The organism is Streptomyces sp. NPDC013157, assembly GCF_042899865.1.
GTDB lineage: Bacteria > Actinomycetota > Actinomycetes > Streptomycetales > Streptomycetaceae > Streptomyces.
This window is the reverse complement of record NZ_JBIBAK010000012.1, coordinates 171,290-190,156: the sequence shown is the minus strand read 5'-3', so window position 1 is coordinate 190,156 and position 18,867 is coordinate 171,290. Positions and strand designations below refer to the sequence as shown.

The 18,867-nt window shown below is 71.5% G+C and carries 16 protein-coding genes and 2 tRNA genes; 13 read left to right on the top strand and 5 right to left on the bottom strand.

Annotated elements, in window-relative coordinates:
* Positions 1-286: 286 nt before the first annotated feature.
* The 3 genes from ACFY6U_RS32015 (at position 287) to ACFY6U_RS32005 (ending at position 2,686) form a co-directional block, all read left to right on the top strand.
* Positions 287-913 carry a hypothetical protein gene (locus ACFY6U_RS32015; RefSeq protein WP_390043769.1) on the top strand — a complete coding sequence of 209 codons (627 nt, stop codon included), beginning with the start codon at positions 287-289 and terminating at the stop codon, positions 911-913.
* Positions 914-1,112: 199 nt separating this feature from the next.
* Positions 1,113-1,427 carry a DUF6234 family protein gene (locus ACFY6U_RS32010; RefSeq protein ID WP_390043767.1) on the top strand — a complete coding sequence of 105 codons (315 nt, stop codon included), beginning with the start codon at positions 1,113-1,115 and terminating at the stop codon, positions 1,425-1,427.
* A 386-nt stretch (positions 1,428-1,813) separates the two neighbouring features.
* Positions 1,814-2,686 (top strand): GNAT family N-acetyltransferase, encoded by an 873-nt coding sequence (locus ACFY6U_RS32005; protein WP_390043766.1) that lies wholly within the window; start codon positions 1,814-1,816, stop codon positions 2,684-2,686.
* Positions 2,687-2,726: 40 nt separating this feature from the next.
* On the opposite strand, the gene ACFY6U_RS32000 is transcribed toward ACFY6U_RS32005, so the two are convergent.
* Positions 2,727-3,602, bottom strand: coding sequence for a bifunctional DNA primase/polymerase (locus ACFY6U_RS32000; protein ID WP_390043764.1), 876 nt, complete (start codon positions 3,600-3,602; stop codon positions 2,727-2,729).
* Positions 3,603-3,963: 361 nt separating this feature from the next.
* On the opposite strand from ACFY6U_RS32000, the gene ACFY6U_RS31995 reads away from it, so the two are divergent.
* The 8 genes from ACFY6U_RS31995 (at position 3,964) to ACFY6U_RS31960 (ending at position 11,760) form a co-directional block, all read left to right on the top strand.
* Entirely contained in the window at positions 3,964-4,281 is a 318-nt protein-coding gene (locus ACFY6U_RS31995) for a hypothetical protein (protein WP_390043762.1), read from the top strand.
* Positions 4,282-4,458: 177 nt separating this feature from the next.
* A complete protein-coding gene (locus ACFY6U_RS31990) occupies positions 4,459-5,628 on the top strand; it encodes an acyl-CoA dehydrogenase family protein (RefSeq protein WP_390043760.1) in 1,170 nt (389 codons plus the stop codon).
* Complete coding sequence (locus tag ACFY6U_RS31985) at positions 5,612-6,529, top strand: bifunctional MaoC family dehydratase N-terminal/OB-fold nucleic acid binding domain-containing protein (RefSeq protein WP_390043758.1); 918 nt, start codon at positions 5,612-5,614, stop codon at positions 6,527-6,529. The genes ACFY6U_RS31990 and ACFY6U_RS31985 overlap by 17 nt, the downstream gene beginning before the upstream one ends.
* 1 nt (position 6,530) lies before the next feature.
* Complete coding sequence (locus ACFY6U_RS31980; protein ID WP_390043756.1) at positions 6,531-7,601, top strand: acyl-CoA dehydrogenase family protein; 1,071 nt, start codon at positions 6,531-6,533, stop codon at positions 7,599-7,601.
* On the top strand, positions 7,591-8,040 hold the full coding sequence (locus tag ACFY6U_RS31975; protein WP_390043755.1) for a MaoC family dehydratase: 450 nt from the start codon (positions 7,591-7,593) through the stop codon (positions 8,038-8,040). Before ACFY6U_RS31980 ends, ACFY6U_RS31975 begins: the two co-directional genes overlap by 11 nt.
* Complete coding sequence (locus ACFY6U_RS31970) at positions 8,037-9,203, top strand: lipid-transfer protein (protein ID WP_390043754.1); 1,167 nt, start codon at positions 8,037-8,039, stop codon at positions 9,201-9,203. Before ACFY6U_RS31975 ends, ACFY6U_RS31970 begins: the two co-directional genes overlap by 4 nt.
* A 170-nt stretch (positions 9,204-9,373) precedes the next feature.
* Positions 9,374-9,946 (top strand): SigE family RNA polymerase sigma factor, encoded by a 573-nt coding sequence (locus ACFY6U_RS31965; protein WP_390043752.1) that lies wholly within the window; start codon positions 9,374-9,376, stop codon positions 9,944-9,946.
* Positions 9,947-10,116: 170 nt separating this feature from the next.
* Positions 10,117-11,760 carry a long-chain fatty acid--CoA ligase gene (locus ACFY6U_RS31960; RefSeq protein WP_390043982.1) on the top strand — a complete coding sequence of 548 codons (1,644 nt, stop codon included), beginning with the start codon at positions 10,117-10,119 and terminating at the stop codon, positions 11,758-11,760.
* Between the two features lie 83 nt (positions 11,761-11,843).
* On the opposite strand, the gene ACFY6U_RS31955 is transcribed toward ACFY6U_RS31960, so the two are convergent.
* Together ACFY6U_RS31955 and ACFY6U_RS31950 are read right to left on the bottom strand one after the other, a co-directional pair.
* A complete protein-coding gene (locus ACFY6U_RS31955) occupies positions 11,844-15,965 on the bottom strand; it encodes a PAS domain-containing protein (RefSeq protein ID WP_390043751.1) in 4,122 nt (1,373 codons plus the stop codon).
* A 258-nt stretch (positions 15,966-16,223) separates the two neighbouring features.
* Complete coding sequence (locus tag ACFY6U_RS31950; protein ID WP_390043749.1) at positions 16,224-16,655, bottom strand: SSI family serine proteinase inhibitor; 432 nt, start codon at positions 16,653-16,655, stop codon at positions 16,224-16,226.
* A 169-nt stretch (positions 16,656-16,824) separates the two neighbouring features.
* On the opposite strand from ACFY6U_RS31950, the gene ACFY6U_RS31945 reads away from it, so the two are divergent.
* A tRNA-Ser gene (locus ACFY6U_RS31945) sits at positions 16,825-16,915 on the top strand.
* Between the two features lie 277 nt (positions 16,916-17,192).
* Positions 17,193-17,265 (top strand) — tRNA-Arg (locus ACFY6U_RS31940).
* A gap of 81 nt (positions 17,266-17,346) precedes the next feature.
* Here the strand turns inward: ACFY6U_RS31940 and ACFY6U_RS31935 are convergent.
* Positions 17,347-18,474, bottom strand: coding sequence for a tyrosine-type recombinase/integrase (locus tag ACFY6U_RS31935; protein WP_390043747.1), 1,128 nt, complete (start codon positions 18,472-18,474; stop codon positions 17,347-17,349).
* A gap of 155 nt (positions 18,475-18,629) precedes the next feature.
* Entirely contained in the window at positions 18,630-18,827 is a 198-nt protein-coding gene (locus tag ACFY6U_RS31930) for a helix-turn-helix domain-containing protein (protein ID WP_390043745.1), read from the bottom strand.
* Positions 18,828-18,867: the final 40 nt, after the last annotated feature.

Here is an 18,867-nt window from a genome sequence, read left to right as displayed (position 1 = left end):
GCTCCTGCGTCCCACCGTTGGAAGCGAAAACCACAGCAGCGCAGGAGTCGGACGCCAGGGGAGGGACATGCCTCGTTTTGCTCGACGGTTTCGCCGGACTCGCATGCCCACCCCTGGTACTGAACGGCTGTCCGCGCGGGCCGCAGTCGCAAGTGTTTTCATCGCAGCTATCTCCGCCATCACTGCGACGGTTTCAGCGGTCTACGGTGTAGATGCGTCCAGAGACCTGGCTAATGCCCAGCGGCAGGATTCAGCTCGGAACGAGATAACTCAATACGTAGTACAAATGAGCGAACTCGACCGCACGGGCGGATCCGCCCGCCTCAATGAGATTGTTACGCTAGGCAGGCAAGCAGACAGCTTGATAACTCAGTATGGCCAGAAGAGGCTCAATCTTAGCGCTTCAACCTATCGAATGATCGGGCTATTCCTGTCACTTTCAACCACAGATCTTGAGCTCGCAGAGCACATGGCCAAGAAAGCGCTGCAACTGGCCGAACAAAGGCAATCTGACGGAGCAGGCGGCCTACGCATGGCAGACCCTTTGGAGGCCCTACAGGCGCATCGAGTACTCGCCGATGTGGCTGCACAGAATCTGGACTTCCCCACCATGACCAAAGAATACCAAGCAGCGCTCGATATCACCGACACGGAAGGAAAGAGAAACCGATACATCAGAATAGAGGCACGTCACTTTACACAGATGTACTGGGCCTTGAATGCAATGATGCTTGTTGATGATCTGGGGACACCCACTACAGCGCAATGCAGCGAAGTGAAACGTCGTGTAGATATGGCCCGCGAGGACTTCAAGAACCTAGGCAAGAACCCTGAGGTTGTTCGTCGCGCAAGGAGGATCGAAGGCGATAAATGCTCAACCGGACTTAATCTCAATTATCTGAAGCAGTATTGAAATGCCTGCCTAATTTTCAGACGTTGATGGATACCGCTCCACATCAACCCGGCCGGTGAGAACTCGATTGCATCCCTGCCCCTCCTGACGAGAGCGGGCGCATCTGAGTATCCGTGCTCATGTGCAGTGCCTACCACGACAGCATGCTGAGTGACATGCGATTAACAGGGTGTCACCCGAAAACGGAACGGTGGTCGGCATGAGGCACGGAAGTGAGCCGTCGATTGGCCCGCAGATCGGTGTCAGCGTGGCGCTACTCGTCGTCGACCTGATGGTCATCGCTTGGTTGGTGCTCATCCGCTACGGGATGACGGGCTGGGCCGACAGCTACGACAGCAACAATCCGCCCAGTGCGCCCAAGGAAGCGTTACGGGGGATGTGGCTCCTGATCGGCGGAGCAGTCGTCACAGGTGGTGGTCTTCTTGCCCTGCGATGGCGTATACCAGGCGTCGTGCAGTTAGTTGTCCTGGGAGTCGGGGCAGGGCTGCTCGCCTCCTTGTCCACCCGTAATTAGCGCACGTCGGCAACCCACCTCAACCCACCACCCTCCTCAGCTCCCATCCCGTCTGCCGTCGGCCCACACACCGTGGAGCAGGCGTGGTTCATGGCGTCCAGTGGAGCGCGCCACTGTACGAACGACCTGGACGCCATGGGCCGCGTCTGCTCGGCTCTGTCCGGTCGTGGACCAGAATCCGACATGTTCCGGCGCGGGGACGCGCGCGACGGCGGCGTATCTGCGGCAGCACCGAACCCAGGGCGAGGAGGCCGCCGCCGCGTGTGAACTCGCCGGCGTCCCCGCCGAGGAGCGCACCATCTCGGTTGGCTGAAACGGGCGTTCGCGTGTCACTCCGCTCGGCGGCCTCCGGTTGCCCGCACGGCCGGAGTGGTAAAGCAGCGGGCATGCGTTCATCCGACTGGTACCTGACCCACGACGTCGACGAATTCCTCGCCCGCGCCGGGGAGTTCCTGCGTTCGCGTCCCGGCCCTCACGTCATGCAGTCGACGTGGGCCGAGCGAGTGCGGGCGCGGGGGGCCGCGGCGTTCGGCGCCGACGTTCCCGTCTTCGGGATGCTGGAGCGGGGTGGCGAGGTCCAGGCCACCTGCTACCGCCTCCCGCCTCGCGGGTTCGGCCTCTCCCCGCTCACGCCCGAGCAGGCCGACTCCCTCGCCGCTCACCTGGCCGGCCTCGGGGACGCCCTGCCCTCCGTCAGCGCGGACCACGCCACGGCCACCGCTTTCGCCGAGGCCTGGCAGCGGCGCACCGGCGCGACGCCGAGGCTCCGTGACACGCGGCTGTCCCTGTACCGCCTCGGCACGCTCACCCCGCCGGACCCGCTGCCGGCAGGCCGGGGCCGCGTCCTGGGCGAGCAGGACCTGGAGCAGACCGTGTTCTGGTGCGCCGAGTTCGCCAAGGCCGTCGGGGAGGACGTCGTCATCGACGCCGGCACCTGGTCCGGCACGCGCTTCGCCGACAAGACCTACACGCTCTGGGAGACCCCGGACGGCGCTCCCGTCTCCGTCGCGGGCATGAACCCGCTGATCGGCGGCCAGATCCAGGTGGACGTCGTCTACACCCCCTCCCACCTGCGCGGACGCGGCTACGCGGCAGCCGTGACGGCGGAGGTGAGCCGGGCCGCGCTGACCGCGGGCGCGCAGGACGTCGTCCTGTTCGCGGACCTGTCCAACCCCACCAGCAACGCCCTCTACCAGCGCCTCGGATATGTCCGGCTCAGCGAATGGGTCGGGTACGACTTCTCGGCAGCCGTGCGGTGAGGAGGCCGCACAGGTAACGGCGTTCGGTTTTCGGGGCCTCTCAAGGCCGGTGGCCGGTCATGCGGGCCGCTGATGCGATGGTCGCGCGGGCCTCCTGTTCCGTCAGGCCCGTGTGGACCGCCGCGTCGATCAGCGGAGCCCGCAGGGCCCGGCCGATGCCGTTCTCGTAGGCGCGGCAGGCCGCCCAGAAGAGGCGGGTGTTGCGCTGGCCCTCGTGGGCGGAGAGCACGAACTGGACCAGGCCCTGGCCACGGTTGCCGACCGAGGGGTGGGTCGCGGGGTGGGGTGCGCGCGGGGGCGGGAGCAGGAGGCGGAGGAGGGACGGGGGGCAGGGCGCGGGGACCAGGTGTTCGGTGCCGGGGGCGGTGGCGTAGACGCCGTGGTCGGTGCGGGAGCCCGGGCCGACCAGGTAGCCGCCTGCACCGCGGATGTCGATGCCGGGGGCCAGCCGGCCGGCCGAGTTGGGGATCACGGCGTCCGGCGGTCCGGTCAGCCAGAGGTGGCGGCCGCCGCTCGGGGTGAGGACGACGACCGTCGGCGGGATGGTGAACAGGTGCCGCAGGGCCAGCTCGCGCAGGGCGGCCGTGGAGTCCGTACCGCCCTTCACGTCGAGGTCGACGCCGATGAGGCGGTGCGGGGGCAGGCCGCAGGCGATGCCGTAGCCGGTCGCCCAGGGCGCCGCGGCGAACAGTTCGCGGATGCGGGACGGGTCGGTGGTGGCGTCGTACACCCCGTGGCCGGGGCGGCCGCACTCGCCGTGGCAGGGCGGCAGCGCGGGTTCGGGGTCGTGGCGGTGCGGGGAGCGCAGGGCCGGGAGTTTCGTGCGGGACAGGGGGATGACGGCCAGGCCGCGCTCGGCGGCTGACAGGGCGTGTGCGAGGGCCAGCGTCGTGGCCTGCCGGTCGGTGGTGGCCATGCCTCCATGTTCGTACGTACGTTCGAAAAAGGGAAGGGGGTGCCGGTGTGACACGCCGAGGGCGGGGGCCTGGGCGCGGATCGGGGCCGGAACGGTTTTTCCCTTGGGGTGACTGATGGATGCTGATGTCCTGACTGGTCATGACTGGTGCGGAAGTCGACTAAAGATGGTGAAAGGGGTTTATCGACTTGTCATCACGCTTGAGGGCGAATAACGGCTTCCGGGATGGTTCGCCGGGGATTCGGTGGGCAACTCTGGTCTCGCGACGTCGATGACACCCGCCGAGGCGGTCGGCCAACTGCCCCGGAAAAAGCCTTACTTGACGTACTTCCGGCACAGCCGGGCTCTGAGAGGAAACAACATGGCAAGCATCCGTACCGCCCGCGTTCTCGCCGCCGTCTCCGCCCTCCCGCTCGCCGCCGCCCTCTTCGCCGGTGTCGCGGCCGCGGACAACGGTGCGTTCGCGGACAACGGATCGAGCGCCAACGCCGGCTCGGCGGGCATCATCGGCAGCGGGGTCGGTCACAACAACAACGGCAACTCCTCCACCACCCAGCAGAACGCGGTGGGCAACCACGCCTCGAACCAGAGCAACACCGCTCAGGTCAAGGGCTCCGCGTGGACCGCGATCCAGCAGGGCAACGACAACGTCGCCGTCCACTTCACCCAGCTGTGGTAAGCCCCGCCTGAGCCCTGGTGGGGTGTGGTCTGTGGGGGATGGGCAGTGCGTCCGCGCGGCGGTGCTTCGGCGCCGCCGCGCAGGCGTTTCCGGCTCCTCCTGCCACCCCCTCTCCGCCCCTTCGACGCTCTCTCTCGACCTTGACAGCGAGCCATATCTGACGGACAGTCAGAAACCATGCATCTGGCCCCCACCGAACGCCAGCAGCGGCTCCGTGCCGAACTCCGTGCCTACTTCCGGTCCTTGATCCCGTCCCCGGCCCCCGAGGACCCCGCCGAACGCCGTGCCCTGCTGCGCCGCATCGGCGCGGACGGCCTGCTCGGCCTCGGCTGGCCCGTCGAGTACGGCGGTCAAGGACGGGGCGCCGACGAGCAGTTCGTGTTCTTCGACGAGGCGTACCGGGCCGGCGCCCCCGTCTCGATGGTCACCCTGAACACGGTCGGGCCGACGCTGATGAAGTACGGCAGCGCGGAGCAGAAGGCCCGCTTCCTGCCCGGCATCCTCCGCGGCGAACTCGTCTTCGCCATCGGCTACAGCGAACCCTCCGCCGGCACCGACCTGGCCGCGCTGAGCACCCGGGCGGTACGGGACGGCGACGGCTGGCGGATCGACGGACAGAAGATCTTCACCTCGGGCGCCCAGCACGCCGACTGGATCTGGCTGGCGTGCCGCACCGACCCCGAGGCGCCCAGACACCGCGGCATCTCGATCCTCCTGGTCCCCACGGACGCGCCCGGGTTCTCCTGGACGCCGATCGAGACGGTGGGCGGCCAGATCACGACGGCGACCTACTACGACGGTGTCCGCGTCCCCGCGGGCAACCTGGTCGGCGCCGAGCACGACGGATGGTCGCTGATCACCAACCAGCTCAACCACGAGCGGGTCGCCCTCGCCGCGACCGGCATGCAGGCCGAGGACTTCTACGAGGCCGCGCTCACCGCCGCCCGCACCCCCGATCCGGTGACCGGGCGGCGCCGCGTTGACGAGCCCTGGGTGCGTTTCCGGCTGGCCGAGGCGCATGCCCGGCTGGCGGCGAACCGCCTGCTCAGCTGGCGTCTGGTGGGGGACACGGGGGCGGGCCGGGTGGCCCCCGCGGAGGCCAGCGGGGTGAAGTTCACGGGAACGGAATCGGCAGTCGCGACGTATCGCATGTGTCAGGAGATCGTCGGCGAGGCGGCATCGGTCCGGTCCGGCTCGCCGGGGGTGTTCGGGGACGGCGGGCTGGAGCGGCTCAACAGGGCGGCGCAGATCAACACGTTCGGGGGCGGGGTGAGCGAGGTGCAGCGGGAGATCGTCGCGACGATGCGGCTCGGGATGCGGAGGGGTGGCCGTGGCCGGGGGGACTGACGAGCTGGGGGCGTGGCTCAAGGCGTACGAGGGGCAGCCGGCGTCCCGGGAGGGCACCGGCAAGGACCCGGTCAACCTGCCCATGATCCGGCACTGGTGCGAGGCGATGGGCGACGCGAACCCGGCGTACCGGGGGGCCGATGCGGTCGCCCCGCCCACCATGCTCCAGGCCTGGACGATGGGCGGCCTCTCCGGGAACACGGCACGCACCGGCGCCTACGACGAGATGTCCGCCCTGCTCGACGCGGCGGGCTGTGTCTCGATCGTCGCCACCGACTGCGAGCAGGAGTACCTGCGCCCGCTGCGGCCGGGCGACGAGCTGGTCTTCGACACGGTGATCGAGACGGTGTCCGGGCGGAAGACGACGAAGCTGGGCACAGGCTACTTCGTCACCACGCGCACGGACATCCGGGTCGGCGAGGAGCTGGTGGGCGTCCACCGCCTCCGCGTCCTCAAGTACGCGCCCGCGGGGAAGCCGGCCAAGGCTCCGCCGCGCCCCCGCCCGGTGGTCAACCGGGACAACGCCGGCTTCTGGGAGGGCGTGGCCGAGGAGCGTCTCCTCGTCCAGCGGTGCGCGGACTGCGGCACCCTGCGCCATCCCTGGCTGCCGGGCTGCAACGCCTGCGGCTCCCTCGACTGGGACACGGTCGAGCCGTCCGGCGAGGGCACGGTCTTCTCGTACGTCGTGATGCACCACCCGCCCTTCCCGGCCTTCGACCCTCCCTACGCGGTCGGCCTGATCGAACTCGCCGAGGGCGTGCGGATGGTGGGCAACGTGGTGGGGGTGCCGTACGACAAGGTGCGGATCGGGCTGCCGGTGCGGGTGGAGTTCCGCCGGTACGACGATGAGGGCGGGGCACTGACCCTGCCCGTCTTCCGGGGCCTCGGCGGGGAGGCCTGACATGGACTTCACGCCCACCGAGGCACAGGCCGAGGCCCGTGGCCTGGCCGCCAGGATCTTCGCCGACCTCGCCACCCACGAGCGGCTGCGGTCGGCCGGCACCGGCAGCGACCCGGAGCTGTGGAAGGCCCTGTGCGCGGCCGGACTGGTGGCCGCGGCCGAGGAGCTGGGCCTGCTGGGACTGGTGCTCCTGCTGGAGGAACAGGGGCGTACCACGGCCCAGGTGCCGTACGCGGCGACCTGTGTGTACGGGCAGCTGGCGATCGCCGCGCACGGCACGGACGAACAGCGGGCGCGGCTGCTGCCCGGGATCGGGGACGGGTCGGTGGTGGTGGCCGGGGCGTTCCCCGCCCAGCAGGGGGTACGGCCCTCCGCGCGGGGCGGGCTGAGCGGCACCGTCCCCGTCGTCCCGTGGCTGCGGGACGCCACGCATGTCCTGGTCGCGGACGCCGGCCGGCGGCTGTGGCTGGCGCCGCTCGGCGAGGGCACCGGCACCGAGGAGGTCGAGCTGACGGCGCCCTGGTCGGCGGGGCGGCTCACGCTCGACGAGGCCCCCGCGGAGCCCCTCGGTCCCGGTGCAGGTCCCGGTCCCGGTCCCGGCACCGGCACCGACGCCTACACCGACGCCTACACCGACGTCCTGGCCACCGCCCGTACCGCCTTCGCCGGTCTCCAGGCGGGCGTCTGCGCGGGCTCCCTCGCCCGGGCCGTGGCCCACACCAACACCCGCGAGCAGTTCGGGCGCCCGCTCGCCACCCGGCAGGGCGTCCAGCTCCGTGCCGCCGACGCCCACATGGACACCGAGGCGATACGGGTGACGGCGTACGAGGCGGCCTGGCGGCGGGACGCCGGACTGCCGTACGCCACGCACGCGCTGACCGCGGCCTGGTGGGCGTCCGAGGCCGGGCAGCGGGTCGTGCACACGGGCCAGCACCTGCACGGCGGTGCGGGCGCCGACGTCGGCCACCCCGTGCACCGGCACTTCCTGTGGGGCCGGCAACTGGACGTGTATCTGGGCAGCGGGAGCGAAGTGCTCCAGGAACTGGGGGAGTTGATCGCGCATGGGAGTTGAGACGACCCGTCCGGGGGTGGGCACCGAGCTGCCGCCGCTGGAGATCCCGATCACGCGGACGCTGATCGTGGCGGGGGCGATCGCGTCCCGGGACTACCAGGACGTGCACCACGACGCCGAACTGGCCCGGCAGAAGGGCTCCCCGGACATCTTCATGAACATCCTGACGACGAACGGCCTGGTCGGCCGGTACATCACCGACTACTTCGGCCCGACGGCGGAGCTCCGCCAGGTCGCCATCCGGCTCGGCGCGCCCAACTACCCGGGGGACACGATGGTGCTGACCGGCAGGATCGAGGAGCTGGACGGCGAGCAGGGGACGGCGACGGTCCGGGTGGTCGGCGCCAACGGCCTCGGCAACCACGTGACCGGCACGGTGACCCTGACCTTCGCCGAAGCCATGGTGACCGTCACCGTCACCGACGAGGCGGACTCGTGAGCGTGCGGGGCCGGGACTCGCTCGGCGGGCGGGCGGCGGTCGTCGGCATCGGGGCCACCGAGTTCTCCAAGGACTCGGGGCGCAGCGAGCTGCGGCTGGCGGCGGAGGCGGTGCGGGCCGCGCTGGACGACGCGGGGCTGGCCCCGGCGGACGTGGACGGCATGGTGACGTTCACGATGGACACCAGCCCGGAGATCACCGTGGCGCAGGCCTGCGGGATCGGCGAGCTGTCCTTCTTCTCCCGCGTCCACTACGGGGGCGGCGCGGCCTGCGCGACCGTCCAGCAGGCGGCGCTGGCCGTCGCGGCCGGGGTCGCCGAGGTGGTGGTCTGCTACCGCGCCTTCAACGAGCGGTCGGGCCGCCGCTTCGGCTCGGGCGTGCAGCACCGGGAGCCGTCGGCGGAGGGAGCGGCGCTCGGCTGGGTGCTGCCGTTCGGGCTGCTCACCCCGGCGTCCTGGGTGGCGATGGCGGCGCAGCGCTACCTGCACACGTACGGGCTGACCCCGGACGCGTTCGGGCACGTGGCGGTGACCGACCGCAGGTACGCGGCGACCAACCCGGCCGCCTACTTCCACGGCCGCCCCATCACCCTCGCGGACCACGCGGCCTCCCGCTGGATAGTCGAGCCGCTCCGCCTGCTGGACTGCTGCCAGGAGACGGACGGCGGCCAGGCCCTCGTCGTCACGTCGGTGGAGCGGGCGCGCGACCTGGCGCATCCGCCGGCGGTGATCGCGGCGGCCGCGCAGGGTGCCGGCCGGGCCCAGGAGCAGATGACCAGCTTCTACCGGGACGACCTGACCGGGCTGCCGGAGATGGGCGTGGTGGCCCGCCAGCTCTGGCGCACCAGCGGACTCGCCCCGGCCGACATCGACGTGGGGATCCTGTACGACCACTTCACCCCGTTCGTGCTGATGCAGCTGGAGGAGTTCGGGTTCTGCGGGCGGGGAGAGGCGGCGGACTTCGTGGCCGAGGCGCGGCTGCCGCTGAACACCCACGGGGGACAGCTCGGGGAGGCGTACCTGCACGGGATGAACGGGGTGGCGGAGGGCGTGCGCCAGCTGCGCGGCACCGCCGTGAACCAGATACCGGGGGCGGGCCGGGTCCTGGTGACGGCCGGCACGGGCGTACCGACGTCCGGGCTGGTCCTGACCTCGGACGGGTGAGGCCACAGCCCTCGCCGTACTCCTCCCTCAGGAGTAAACCCGCAGGAGTTCCGCGCCCGTACTCCACCTTCAGGAGGTGTAGGCAGCCCCACCCCTACAACCTGAGGGGGATTCGGCTTCGGGACCTGCGGCCGATCCGCCGTGACACCGCTCGCTCATAGCGTGGAGCCATGACCACACCCGTCTGCACCAGCGCTTCGGACGCCGCTGTCTCGGCGAGGCAGACCCGCGCACACACCCGCCCCTCTTATCCCTCGTTCGCGTCGTACGTGAGGGCCCGCCAGCCCGTCCTGCTGCGCACCGCCCGGTCGCTGACCGCGAACCCGAGCGATGCCGAGGACCTTCTCCAGACCGCGCTCGCCAAGACCTACGTGGCCTGGGAGCGGATCGAGGACCACCGGGCCCTCGACGGCTATGTGCGCCGGGCGCTGCTCAACACCCGGACCTCGCAGTGGCGCAAGCGCCGGGTCGACGAGTTCGTGTGCGACGAGATGCCCGAGCCCGAGCCGGTGCCCGGCGAGGACGACCCGGCCGAACGGCAGGCGCTGCACGACGCGATGTGGCGGGCGATCATGAAACTCCCCGCGCGGCAGCGGGCGATGGTGGTGTTGCGCTACTACGAGGACCTGAGCGAGGTGCAGACGGCCGAGGTGCTCGGGGTGTCGGTGGGCACGGTGAAGTCGGCCGTGTCGCGTGCGCTGGGGAAGCTGCGCGAGGACCCCGAACTGGACCTCGCCCGATAGCGGCCGGGGCAGCCACGGGGTCCGCAGCGTCGGTTGTGTCCGGGGCGTCCGGACGGGCTTTGTTGGCTTTCCCCTAGTGACATACCGTCCGGTATGTGAGCAGAATCAGCGCAGCCCCTTTACCACCGAGTAGGCAATGTTGCCCCCGGGAGGACGCCGTGCTGAGCACCATGCAGGACGTACCGCTGCTGATCTCGAGGATCCTGACCCACGGGTCGAGGGTTCACGGCGCGTCACAGGTGAGCACCTGGACCGGCGAGGGCGAGCCGAACCGCCGCAGCTTCGCCGAGACCGGCGGCCGCGCCGCCCAGTTGGCGCACGCCCTGCGGGACGACCTCGGGGTCCGGGGCGACGACCGGGTGGCCACCCTCATGTGGAACAACGCGGAGCACACCGAGGCGTACTTCGCGATTCCCTCCATGGGCGCGGTCCTGCACACCCTCAACCTCCGCCTGCCCGCCGAGCAGCTGGTCTGGATCGTCAACCACGCGGCGGACAAGGTCGTCCTCGTCAACGGCTCGCTGATCCCGATGATCGCGCCCCTGCTGTCCAGGCTGCCGACCGTCGAGCACGTCGTGGTCTCCGGCCCGGGCGACCGTTCCCTCCTCGACGGCGCGGCCGCGGCCGTGCACGAGTACGAGGAGCTCATCGCGGGCAAGCCGACCGGCTACGACTGGCCGGAGCTCGACGAACGCCAGGCCGCCGCCATGTGCTACACCTCCGGCACCACCGGCGACCCCAAGGGCGTGGTGTACAGCCACCGTTCGATCTACCTGCACTCCATGCAGGTCAACATGGCCCAGTCGATGAGCCTGACCGACCAGGACACCGCCCTGATCGTCGTCCCGCAGTTCCACGTCAACGCCTGGGGCGTGCCGCACGCCTCCTTCATGACCGGCGTCAACCTGCTGATGCCGGACCGTTTCCTGCAGCCCGGCCCGCTCGCCGAGATGATCGAGCGTGAGCGCCCGACGTACGCGGCCGCGGTCCCCACCATCTGGCAGGGCCTGCTCGGCGAGCTCACCGCCCGCCCCCGGGACGTCTCCTCCCTCACCCAGGTCACCATCGGCGGCGCCGCCTGCCCGCCCTCCCTCATGAAGGCCTTCGACGAGCTGGGCATGCGGGTCTGCCACGGCTGGGGCATGACCGAGACCTCCCCGGTCGGCACGCTCGCCCGCCCGCCGGCCCACGCGGTGGGCACCGAGGAGGAGTTCGCGTACCGCATCACCCAGGGCCGGTTCCCGTCGAGTGTCGAGGCCCGGCTCAGCGGCCCCGGCGGCGAACGCCTCCCCTGGGACGGCCAGTCGGCGGGCGAGCTGGAGGTGCGCGGCCCGTGGATCGCGGGCGCCTACTACAACGGCCCCGACGCCGAACCCCTGCGTCCCGAGGACAAGTTCAGCGAGGACGGCTGGCTGAAGACCGGCGACGTCGGCACCATCTCCCCCGACGGCTTCCTCACCCTCACCGACCGGGCGAAGGACGTCATCAAGTCCGGCGGCGAGTGGATCTCCTCGGTGCAGCTGGAGAACGCGCTGATGTCCCACCCGGACGTCGCCGAGGCCGCGGTGGTGGCCGTACCGGACGAGAAGTGGGGCGAGCGCCCGCTGGCCACGGTCGTCCTGCGGGAAGGCTCCACGGCCACCTTCGAGACCCTGCGCGTCTTCCTCGCCGAGGAGGGCAAGATCGCCAGGTGGCAGCTCCCCGAGCGCTGGACGGTGATCGAGGAGGTGCCGAAGACAAGCGTCGGCAAGTTCGACAAGAAGGTGTTGCGGAGGCAGTACGCCGACGGTCAGCTGGACGTCACCAGCCTGTGAGCGCCCCGTAAGGGGCGCGGGGAACTGCGCGACCAGCCACGACAACCCGCGGCCGAAGGTCGGCAGTTCCCCGAACGGCGCTCTCAGTTCGTACCGATCCGCGCCAGCAGATCCACGATCCGGCTCTGCACCTCGTTGCTCGTCGACCGCTCGGCCAAGAACAGCACCGTCTCCCCGGACGCCAGCCTCGGCAGGTCCGCCTGGTCGACGGCCGCCGTGTAGACGACCAGCGGCGTCCGGTTCAGCTGCCCGTTCGCCCGCAGCCAGTCGATGATCCCGGCCTGCCGGCGGTGCACCTGCATCAGGTCCATCACCACCAGGTTCGGCCGCAGCTGCCCGGCCAGCGTCACCGCGTCCGCGTCGCTCGCCGCCCGCGCCACCTGCATCCCGCGCCGCTCCAGCGTCGAGGTCAGGGCGAGCGCGATCTCCGCGTGCTCCTCGATCAGCAGCACCCGCGGCGGATGCTGCTCGCTGTCCCGGGGCGCGAGCGCCTTGAGCAGTACGGCGGGATCGGCGCCGTACGCCGCCTCCCGCGTCGCCTGTCCCAGCCCGGCCGTGACCATCACCGGCACCTCGGCCGCCACCGCCGCCTGCCGCAGCGACTGCAGCGCGGTCCGGGTGATCGGCCCGGTCAGCGGGTCCACGAACAGCGCCGCCGGGAACGCGGCGATCTGCGCGTCGACCTCGTCCCGGGAGTTCACGATCACCGGCCGGTAGCCGCGGTCGCTCAGCGCCTGCTGGGTGGTCACGTCCGGCGCGGGCCACACCAGCAGCCGGCGCGGGTTGTCCAGCGGCTCCGGGGGCAGCTCGTCGTCCATCGGCTGCGGGCGCGGCGGGTCCGCGACCTCGACCGCCCCGCCCGGACCGTCCAGCGGCTCCGGACCCTCGGCGGCGTTCACGTCCGGTGCGCCTATCGCGTACGACCGTCCACCGCCCTCGGTGGCCCCCACCAGCCGGGACTGCCCGGCCAGCGACGGCTGCGGCAACGGCTGGGCGGCGACCGGCTGCTCGGCCGGCGGATGCGGGCGGGCGGACTGCGCGGGCTGCTCGGCCCCCGGCTGCTCGGCAGCGGCACCCGGATCGGGGCGCGTGCCCAGCTTGCGGCGCCGCCCGTTGCCACCCGCCTGGTGCGGGGGCGGGGTCGGCGTCGGCTGCTGCACCTGCGCGGCCTGCCGTGAGAACGGCACCCCCTGCCCCAGCGTCCGCACACTGAACGCCCGGCCCTGCGTGGAGTCCGGGTCGACCGGTGCCGGAGTCGCCGCGGCCGCCTCGGCGGGCAACGGCTGGGCGGCACGCGCCGGTTGGGCGGCGGGGGGAGCGTCGTCGGCGCCCGGCCACTGCTGCGGTACGGGTGCCACCGGCGCGGCCTCCGCCGGAAGCGGCAGCGGCTGGGCGGGAACCGGCGCGGCGTCGGCGGCCGGGACGGGCTGCCCCGGGGCCACCGGAGCCGCACTCTGCGGCTGCGGCTGGTTCTGCGCCGGTACGGCCGCGCCCGGCAGCGCCTGCGGGACCGGAAGACCGGGCTGGCCCTGGCCCGCCGGCACGGGCTGCTGCCCGCCTGCCGCCGGGGCGACGGGGACACCGGCCGGCGCGGCGACCTGGGCCGCCGTCGGCCCGACCTGCGCCGGGATGCCCTGAGGCTGCCCGGCCTGGACGGTCTGCCCGGCCTGGACGGGGACGCCCTGAGGCTGCACCGGCTGTCCGGGAGCGGCCGCCTGCGCGGGCACCGTCGGGACGGCCGCGGCGGCCGGGGTGTTCTCGGCCGGCGGCTGGCTCACCGCCCGCCGCCGACGGCCGGTCGGCGCGCTGGTGGGGTGCGGTTGCGGCGGGGTGTGGTCCTCGGCCTGGTCGTGCGCCACGGCGTCGTGCCGGCCCTCGTCGGCCGCCGCCTCCGTCGCCTGGACCGGTTCGGGGGCGCGGTCGGCCTCGGCGGGCGGCAGCGCGAAGACCGGGCGGGGCCCCGCCTGCTGCTGCTCCGCCCGCTCGGCCGCGGCGGCCAGCGCACGCCGCCGCCGACCGCCGGGCTGGCTCTCGTCGAACGCCGGCTCGGCTGCCGGCTCGGACGGCGCCGAGGGCAGCGCGGGCGGCAGCGCCTGCCGCTCGTCGGGCTCGCGCCGGGCGCGCCGTCCCGGCGCCGGCACGGGCACGCCCTGCGGCGGAACGGTGCCGCCCAGTCCCGTACCCGAGGCGGCCGCCCCGGCACCCTGCTCGGCCGCCGTCATCACGGCGCCCTCGGCGACCCCCGCGCCCGCGCCACCGTCGGCCGGGCGCCCGCGCCGCCGTCCGGTACCGCCGGACGCCGACTCCGCGCTCTCGATCGCCGCGGGCCCGCTCTCCGGGTCCGCCGCCTCGGCGGTGCGTCGGCGCCGCCGTCCGGTCGGCGCGGCCGGGGCGTCGCCCTCGCCGCCCGCCTCGCCGGGAACGTCGCTCTCCAGGAAGGCGTCCACGGAGGACCGCCGGGCCCGCCGCCGCCCACCGGCACCGGTCTCGTCGGCGGCCGGGACGACGGCCACCTCGGTACCGGGCGGCGGGGGCACCGCTCCGGCGCCGCCCCCGATCGGCACCTCCAGCACGAACGCGCTGCCGCTCATGCCCGGCACCTCGTGGGTCTGCAGCACCCCGCCGTGGGCCCGGACGATCCCGCGCACGATCGGCTCGTGCACCGGGTCTCCCCCGGCGTAGGGCCCGCGCACCTCGATACGGACGACCTCGCCACGCTGCGCCGCCGCGACCACGACCGTGTTGTCCATGTAGCCGCCCGCGGAGACGGGCGCGTTGCCGGTCGCGTCGACCCCCGCGACATCCGCGATGAGGTGCGCGAGCGCGACGGCGAGCCGCTGCGGGTCGACCTCGGCCTCGATGGGCGGCGCGTGCACGGCGAACTGCACCCGGCCGGGCCCGATCAGCTCCACCGCCCCTTCCACGCCGGCGGCGACGACGGCGTCGAGCATGACCTTCGTGCGGTTGATGTCCTCCGACCCCGCGTCCAGCCGCTGGTACCCGAGCACGTTGTCGATGAGCTGGGTGATCCGCGAGTACCCGGCCGAGAGATGGTGGAGCACCTGGTTGGCCTCGGGCCACAGCTGCCCGGCGTCGTCGGCGGCGAGCGCGGCGAGTTCCCGGCGCAGCTCGTCGAGGGGGCCGCGCAGCGACTGCGCGAGCAGCGTCAGCAGCTGCTCGTGGCGCCCGGAGAGGGCCTCGTACCGGTCCTTCTCGCGCTCGCCGAGGGCCGCGTACCGGTCCTCGCCGGCCGCCAGTTCCTCGGCGTGCCGTTCGAGCAGCTCCTCGACCTCGGTGACGTGCTTCTGGCGCAGTGCGGTCAGGTCGGAGGCATGCTCCTCGGAGAGCCGCTCCAGCTCGTCGGCGTGCGCCTTCTCCTGGGCCGTCTTCTCGTCGACGACGGAGTCGTACGGCCGCCGGTCGGTGAACGTCATCACGGCGCCGACCAGCTGGTCGCCGTCGCGCACCGGTGCCGTCGTCAGGTCGACCGGCACCTTCTTGTCGCCCTTGGCCCACAGCACCTGGCCGCGCACCCGGTGCTTGCGCCCGGAGCGCAGGGTGTCGGCGAGCGGCGACTCGGCGTACGGGAAGGGGGAGCCGTCGGCGCGCGAGTGCAGCACGAGGTTGTGCAGCTCCTTGCCGCCGAGCTCACCGGCCCGGTACCCCAGTATCTGGGCGGCGGCCGGGTTCACGAGGACGATCCGTCCGTCGGTGTCCGTCCCTACGACGCCCTCGCTCGCCGCCCGCAGGATCATCTCGGTCTGCCGCTGCGAGCGGGCCAGCTCGGCCTCGGTGTCCACGGTGCCGGTCAGGTCGCGGACGACGAGCATCAGCAGCTCGTCGCCGCTGTAGCCGTAACCGTCGTAGGCCTGCTGCCCGTTCTCCAGGTTGGCGCTGGTGACCTCGACCGGGAACTCGGTCCCGTCGGTGCGCCGCGCGATCATCCGCGTCGGCTTCGTCCGGCCGCGGGGATCCATGTGGTCGGGCCGCCGCATCGAGCCCGGGATCAGCCGGGAGTCGAACTGCGGGAGCAGGTCGAGCAGCCCGCGCCCCACCAGCGCGGTGCCCGGGGCCTCGAAGGCCTCCAGGGCGATGGTGTTCGCGTTGACGACGGTGCCGTTGGCGTTGACCAGCACCAACGCATCCGGCAGCGCGTCCAGTATGGCTGCGAGGCGAGCAGCGCCTCGGGATGGCCTGCTGCTCACGAGACGCTTCCTCCCTGTTACCGCACCTTGCCGACCGCTCGGGCCATCTTGCCAACCGGCCCGCGGCGTGTCACGCGAGGGAGTCTAAAGGCACCGATTGCGCTCGCGACGCCGGATGAGAGGGAGGTCGCACGACGAAGTGACGGCGAACATGTGACCGACACGCCTCACCTCCGCCATACCTTCGCGGGGCTTTTACGGAAGCGGGGCCGTGCCCCTGAGACGCCTGTGCATGCCCTTTGGGCCGAGGTCCGTCCCTCAGCCGAGATCACTTGGCGCGCCGACACCGGGCAGCAGGGGCACCATCCGGTCCCAGCGCCCGATCTCGCAGCCGTTGCTGCGGTCGTACGTCGCGTCGACCGGGCGGCCGGCCCAGGTCCCGGTGACATGGGCGGTGGCCGGGCCGCCGTAGAGCATGGTGCAGGCGGTGCCCGGGGCGACCGGCGCGAAGGTGTCCCGGCCCCAGCGGGTGTTCCGGTCCAGCACCTGGCAGGCCCCCGCCACGTCCGGGTGACTGCCGGCGCCGGGGTGACAGGACAGCTCGTACGTGCCGTCCCGCCCGCCCCCGACGTGGAGCACGGTGACGGTGAGGTGGTCGGCCGCGACGGCGGCGGAGGCGGGCAGGGCGGGCACGGACCCGAGGACGGCGGCGACGGCCCCGAAGGCGCCCCGCACGGCGAAGTGCGACATACCCTGCCCAACGCGCGCCCCGCCCGGACGTTGCGCGGCGCCCCCGCCGGAGGGAAGGGCTTTGCCCTGCGGCCCGGCTGCCTAGTACCGTGGGAGCCGATTGGTGACAGCACGCTCGACTGTGTCATCATCTGCACGCACCACTCGCGCTCACGCGAGCGGCTGTGCTGGAGGCGTCGCCTAGTCCGGTCTATGGCGCCGCACTGCTAATGCGGTTTGGGCCTTAAAGCCCATCGAGGGTTCAAATCCCTCCGCCTCCGCACCTGACTCAGGGAGTCCAACCGTTTCGGTCTGGGCTCCCTGATTCGCGTTCACGGCCCCCGCCACCACGAACCCACCCACCGGCCGGACGGCACACGCCTCCCGCGCCCCCCACCCCGCCGATGCCTCCGGAACCCGCCCGATACGGCGTTTTCGCAGCTCACAAGGGGTGCGCCTAACGGATTTCACATGGCGGCGGCAGTCATGTAATGTTCTTCCTGTCGCCGCGAGCGGGCCGGAAGGGCCGGGAGCGGGGGCAGGAAAACAAAACAACAAGCACTCGTAGCTTAACGGATAGAGCATCTGACTACGGATCAGAAGGTTGCAGGTTCGAATCCTGCCGAGTGCACACAGGTCAAAGGCCCCCCTGGGATCATCCCAGGGGGCCTTTGACATCAACCGCTGACATCAACGCGGGTGAAAGTGCTGCTCACTCCTCGGTGTCAGGCTCCTGCTCTTCCTGTGAATCTTCCGTCGGCTCATCCAGCCCAAGAGCGTCGTCCATCCGATCGGCGGCGGCCCTGAGCGTTGTGTTCATGACGTGAGCGTAGGTGTCGAGCGTCATGGTGATCGTGCTGTGTCCGAGCGTTTCCATGATCGTGCGAGCGTCAACGCCTTGGGCGAGCAGCAGCGAGGCGCACGTGTGTCGGAGGTCGTGCACGCGCACGCGCGGTACGCCGGCGTCGCGGCACAGGATGGTGAGCATCCGGTTCAGACTGCGGGGGTCGGTGACGCGGCCGGTGGTCGTGGTGAAGATCAGTCCAGCGGGCTGGCCCGTCATGGGCTGCCACTTCTTGCCCGCGACCTTGCGTTCCCGCTCCTGCTGCGCCTGGTGCTGTGCGAGTGCCCGCGCGCAGGCCTTCGGGAGCGACACCTTGCGGACCGATCGTGTCGTCTTGGGGGTGCCGAAGATCAGCTCACGCCGGATGCGCTGCACGTTCCGGCGGACGCGGAGTTGGCCGTTCTTCAGGTCGATGTCCTCCCAGGTGAGTGCGAGAGCTTCGCCGCGTCGCAGGCCCGTCGACACGAGCAGCAACCACAGGGCGTAGAGACGGTGGGGTCGGGCGGTCTTGAGCAACAGGCGGACTTCGGCGGCGTCCAGTGGACGCACCTCCTTCGGGGTGACTGTCGGGGTTTCCACGATCCGGGCGACGTTCCGTGCGATCAGTTCCTCGCGCATCGCCTGCTGGAGCGCGGACCGGAGAACGGCGTGGACGTACTGGACCGTGCGGGCCGACGGACGGCGCTCGCAGCAACGTCCCACCGCGCAGCAAGAGCGCTTCTCCTCCGGGCGTTCCTGGTCCGCGCCCCGGAGGCAGCACAGGCAAGAGGCCTTGAACTCCGACAGGAACCGGCGCACGTCGGCCGGCGACAGCCGGTTCAGACGCTTCTTTCCGAGCGCGGGCCGGATGTACAGACGGGTCAGACCCTCGTAGCTGTTGAGCGTGGACGGCTTGAGCCGCCCCGACGCGATGGCGGCGAGCCAGTAGGTCAGGTAGTCGCCGAACGCCATCGTGGACTCTGCCGCCGGGATGCCCCGACGGGTCTTCTCCTGCAACTCCGTGAGCTTGTCGGCGACCTCTCGCCGCGTCTGGCCGTAGACGAACTTTCGGGTGCGGGTCCCGTCGGGGCGGTAGACGTAGGCGGCGGCCTGGTACCGGCCGTCCGAACGGCTCGTGATCGTTCCTTCACCGTTGGCGCGGCGCTTGGGCATCAGTCGGTCTCCTCAATGCGGGTCTGCATGTACCGGCGTACGGCGTCGACCGGGACGCGACGGGCGCGCCCGGACGTGAAGCTTTCGAGCTGTTTGGTGCGAATGAGGTCGTAGACCTTGCTGCGGCTGAGGCGCAGCGCGGACATGACTTCGGGGACCTTGAACGCCTCGGGGCTCGGGGGCATGGCGGTGGTCATGCGTTGATCTCCCTGGGGTGAGGAGAGGCGGGCCGTGGTT

Coding starts and splice junctions, on each gene's coding strand:
- ACFY6U_RS31950 (WP_390043749.1), bottom strand. CDS start 16,655: ATGTCGCACTTCGCCGTGCGGGGCGCCTTCGGGGCCGTCGCCGCCGTC.
- ACFY6U_RS32010 (WP_390043767.1), top strand. CDS start 1,113: ATGAGGCACGGAAGTGAGCCGTCGATTGGCCCGCAGATCGGTGTCAGC.
- ACFY6U_RS31990 (WP_390043760.1), top strand. CDS start 4,459: ATGCATCTGGCCCCCACCGAACGCCAGCAGCGGCTCCGTGCCGAACTC.
- ACFY6U_RS31960 (WP_390043982.1), top strand. CDS start 10,117: ATGCAGGACGTACCGCTGCTGATCTCGAGGATCCTGACCCACGGGTCG.
- ACFY6U_RS31980 (WP_390043756.1), top strand. CDS start 6,531: ATGGACTTCACGCCCACCGAGGCACAGGCCGAGGCCCGTGGCCTGGCC.
- ACFY6U_RS31995 (WP_390043762.1), top strand. CDS start 3,964: ATGGCAAGCATCCGTACCGCCCGCGTTCTCGCCGCCGTCTCCGCCCTC.
- ACFY6U_RS31930 (WP_390043745.1), bottom strand. CDS start 18,827: ATGACCACCGCCATGCCCCCGAGCCCCGAGGCGTTCAAGGTCCCCGAA.
- ACFY6U_RS32000 (WP_390043764.1), bottom strand. CDS start 3,602: ATGGCCACCACCGACCGGCAGGCCACGACGCTGGCCCTCGCACACGCC.
- ACFY6U_RS31975 (WP_390043755.1), top strand. CDS start 7,591: ATGGGAGTTGAGACGACCCGTCCGGGGGTGGGCACCGAGCTGCCGCCG.
- ACFY6U_RS32015 (WP_390043769.1), top strand. CDS start 287: ATGAGCGAACTCGACCGCACGGGCGGATCCGCCCGCCTCAATGAGATT.
- ACFY6U_RS31965 (WP_390043752.1), top strand. CDS start 9,374: ATGACCACACCCGTCTGCACCAGCGCTTCGGACGCCGCTGTCTCGGCG.
- ACFY6U_RS32005 (WP_390043766.1), top strand. CDS start 1,814: ATGCGTTCATCCGACTGGTACCTGACCCACGACGTCGACGAATTCCTC.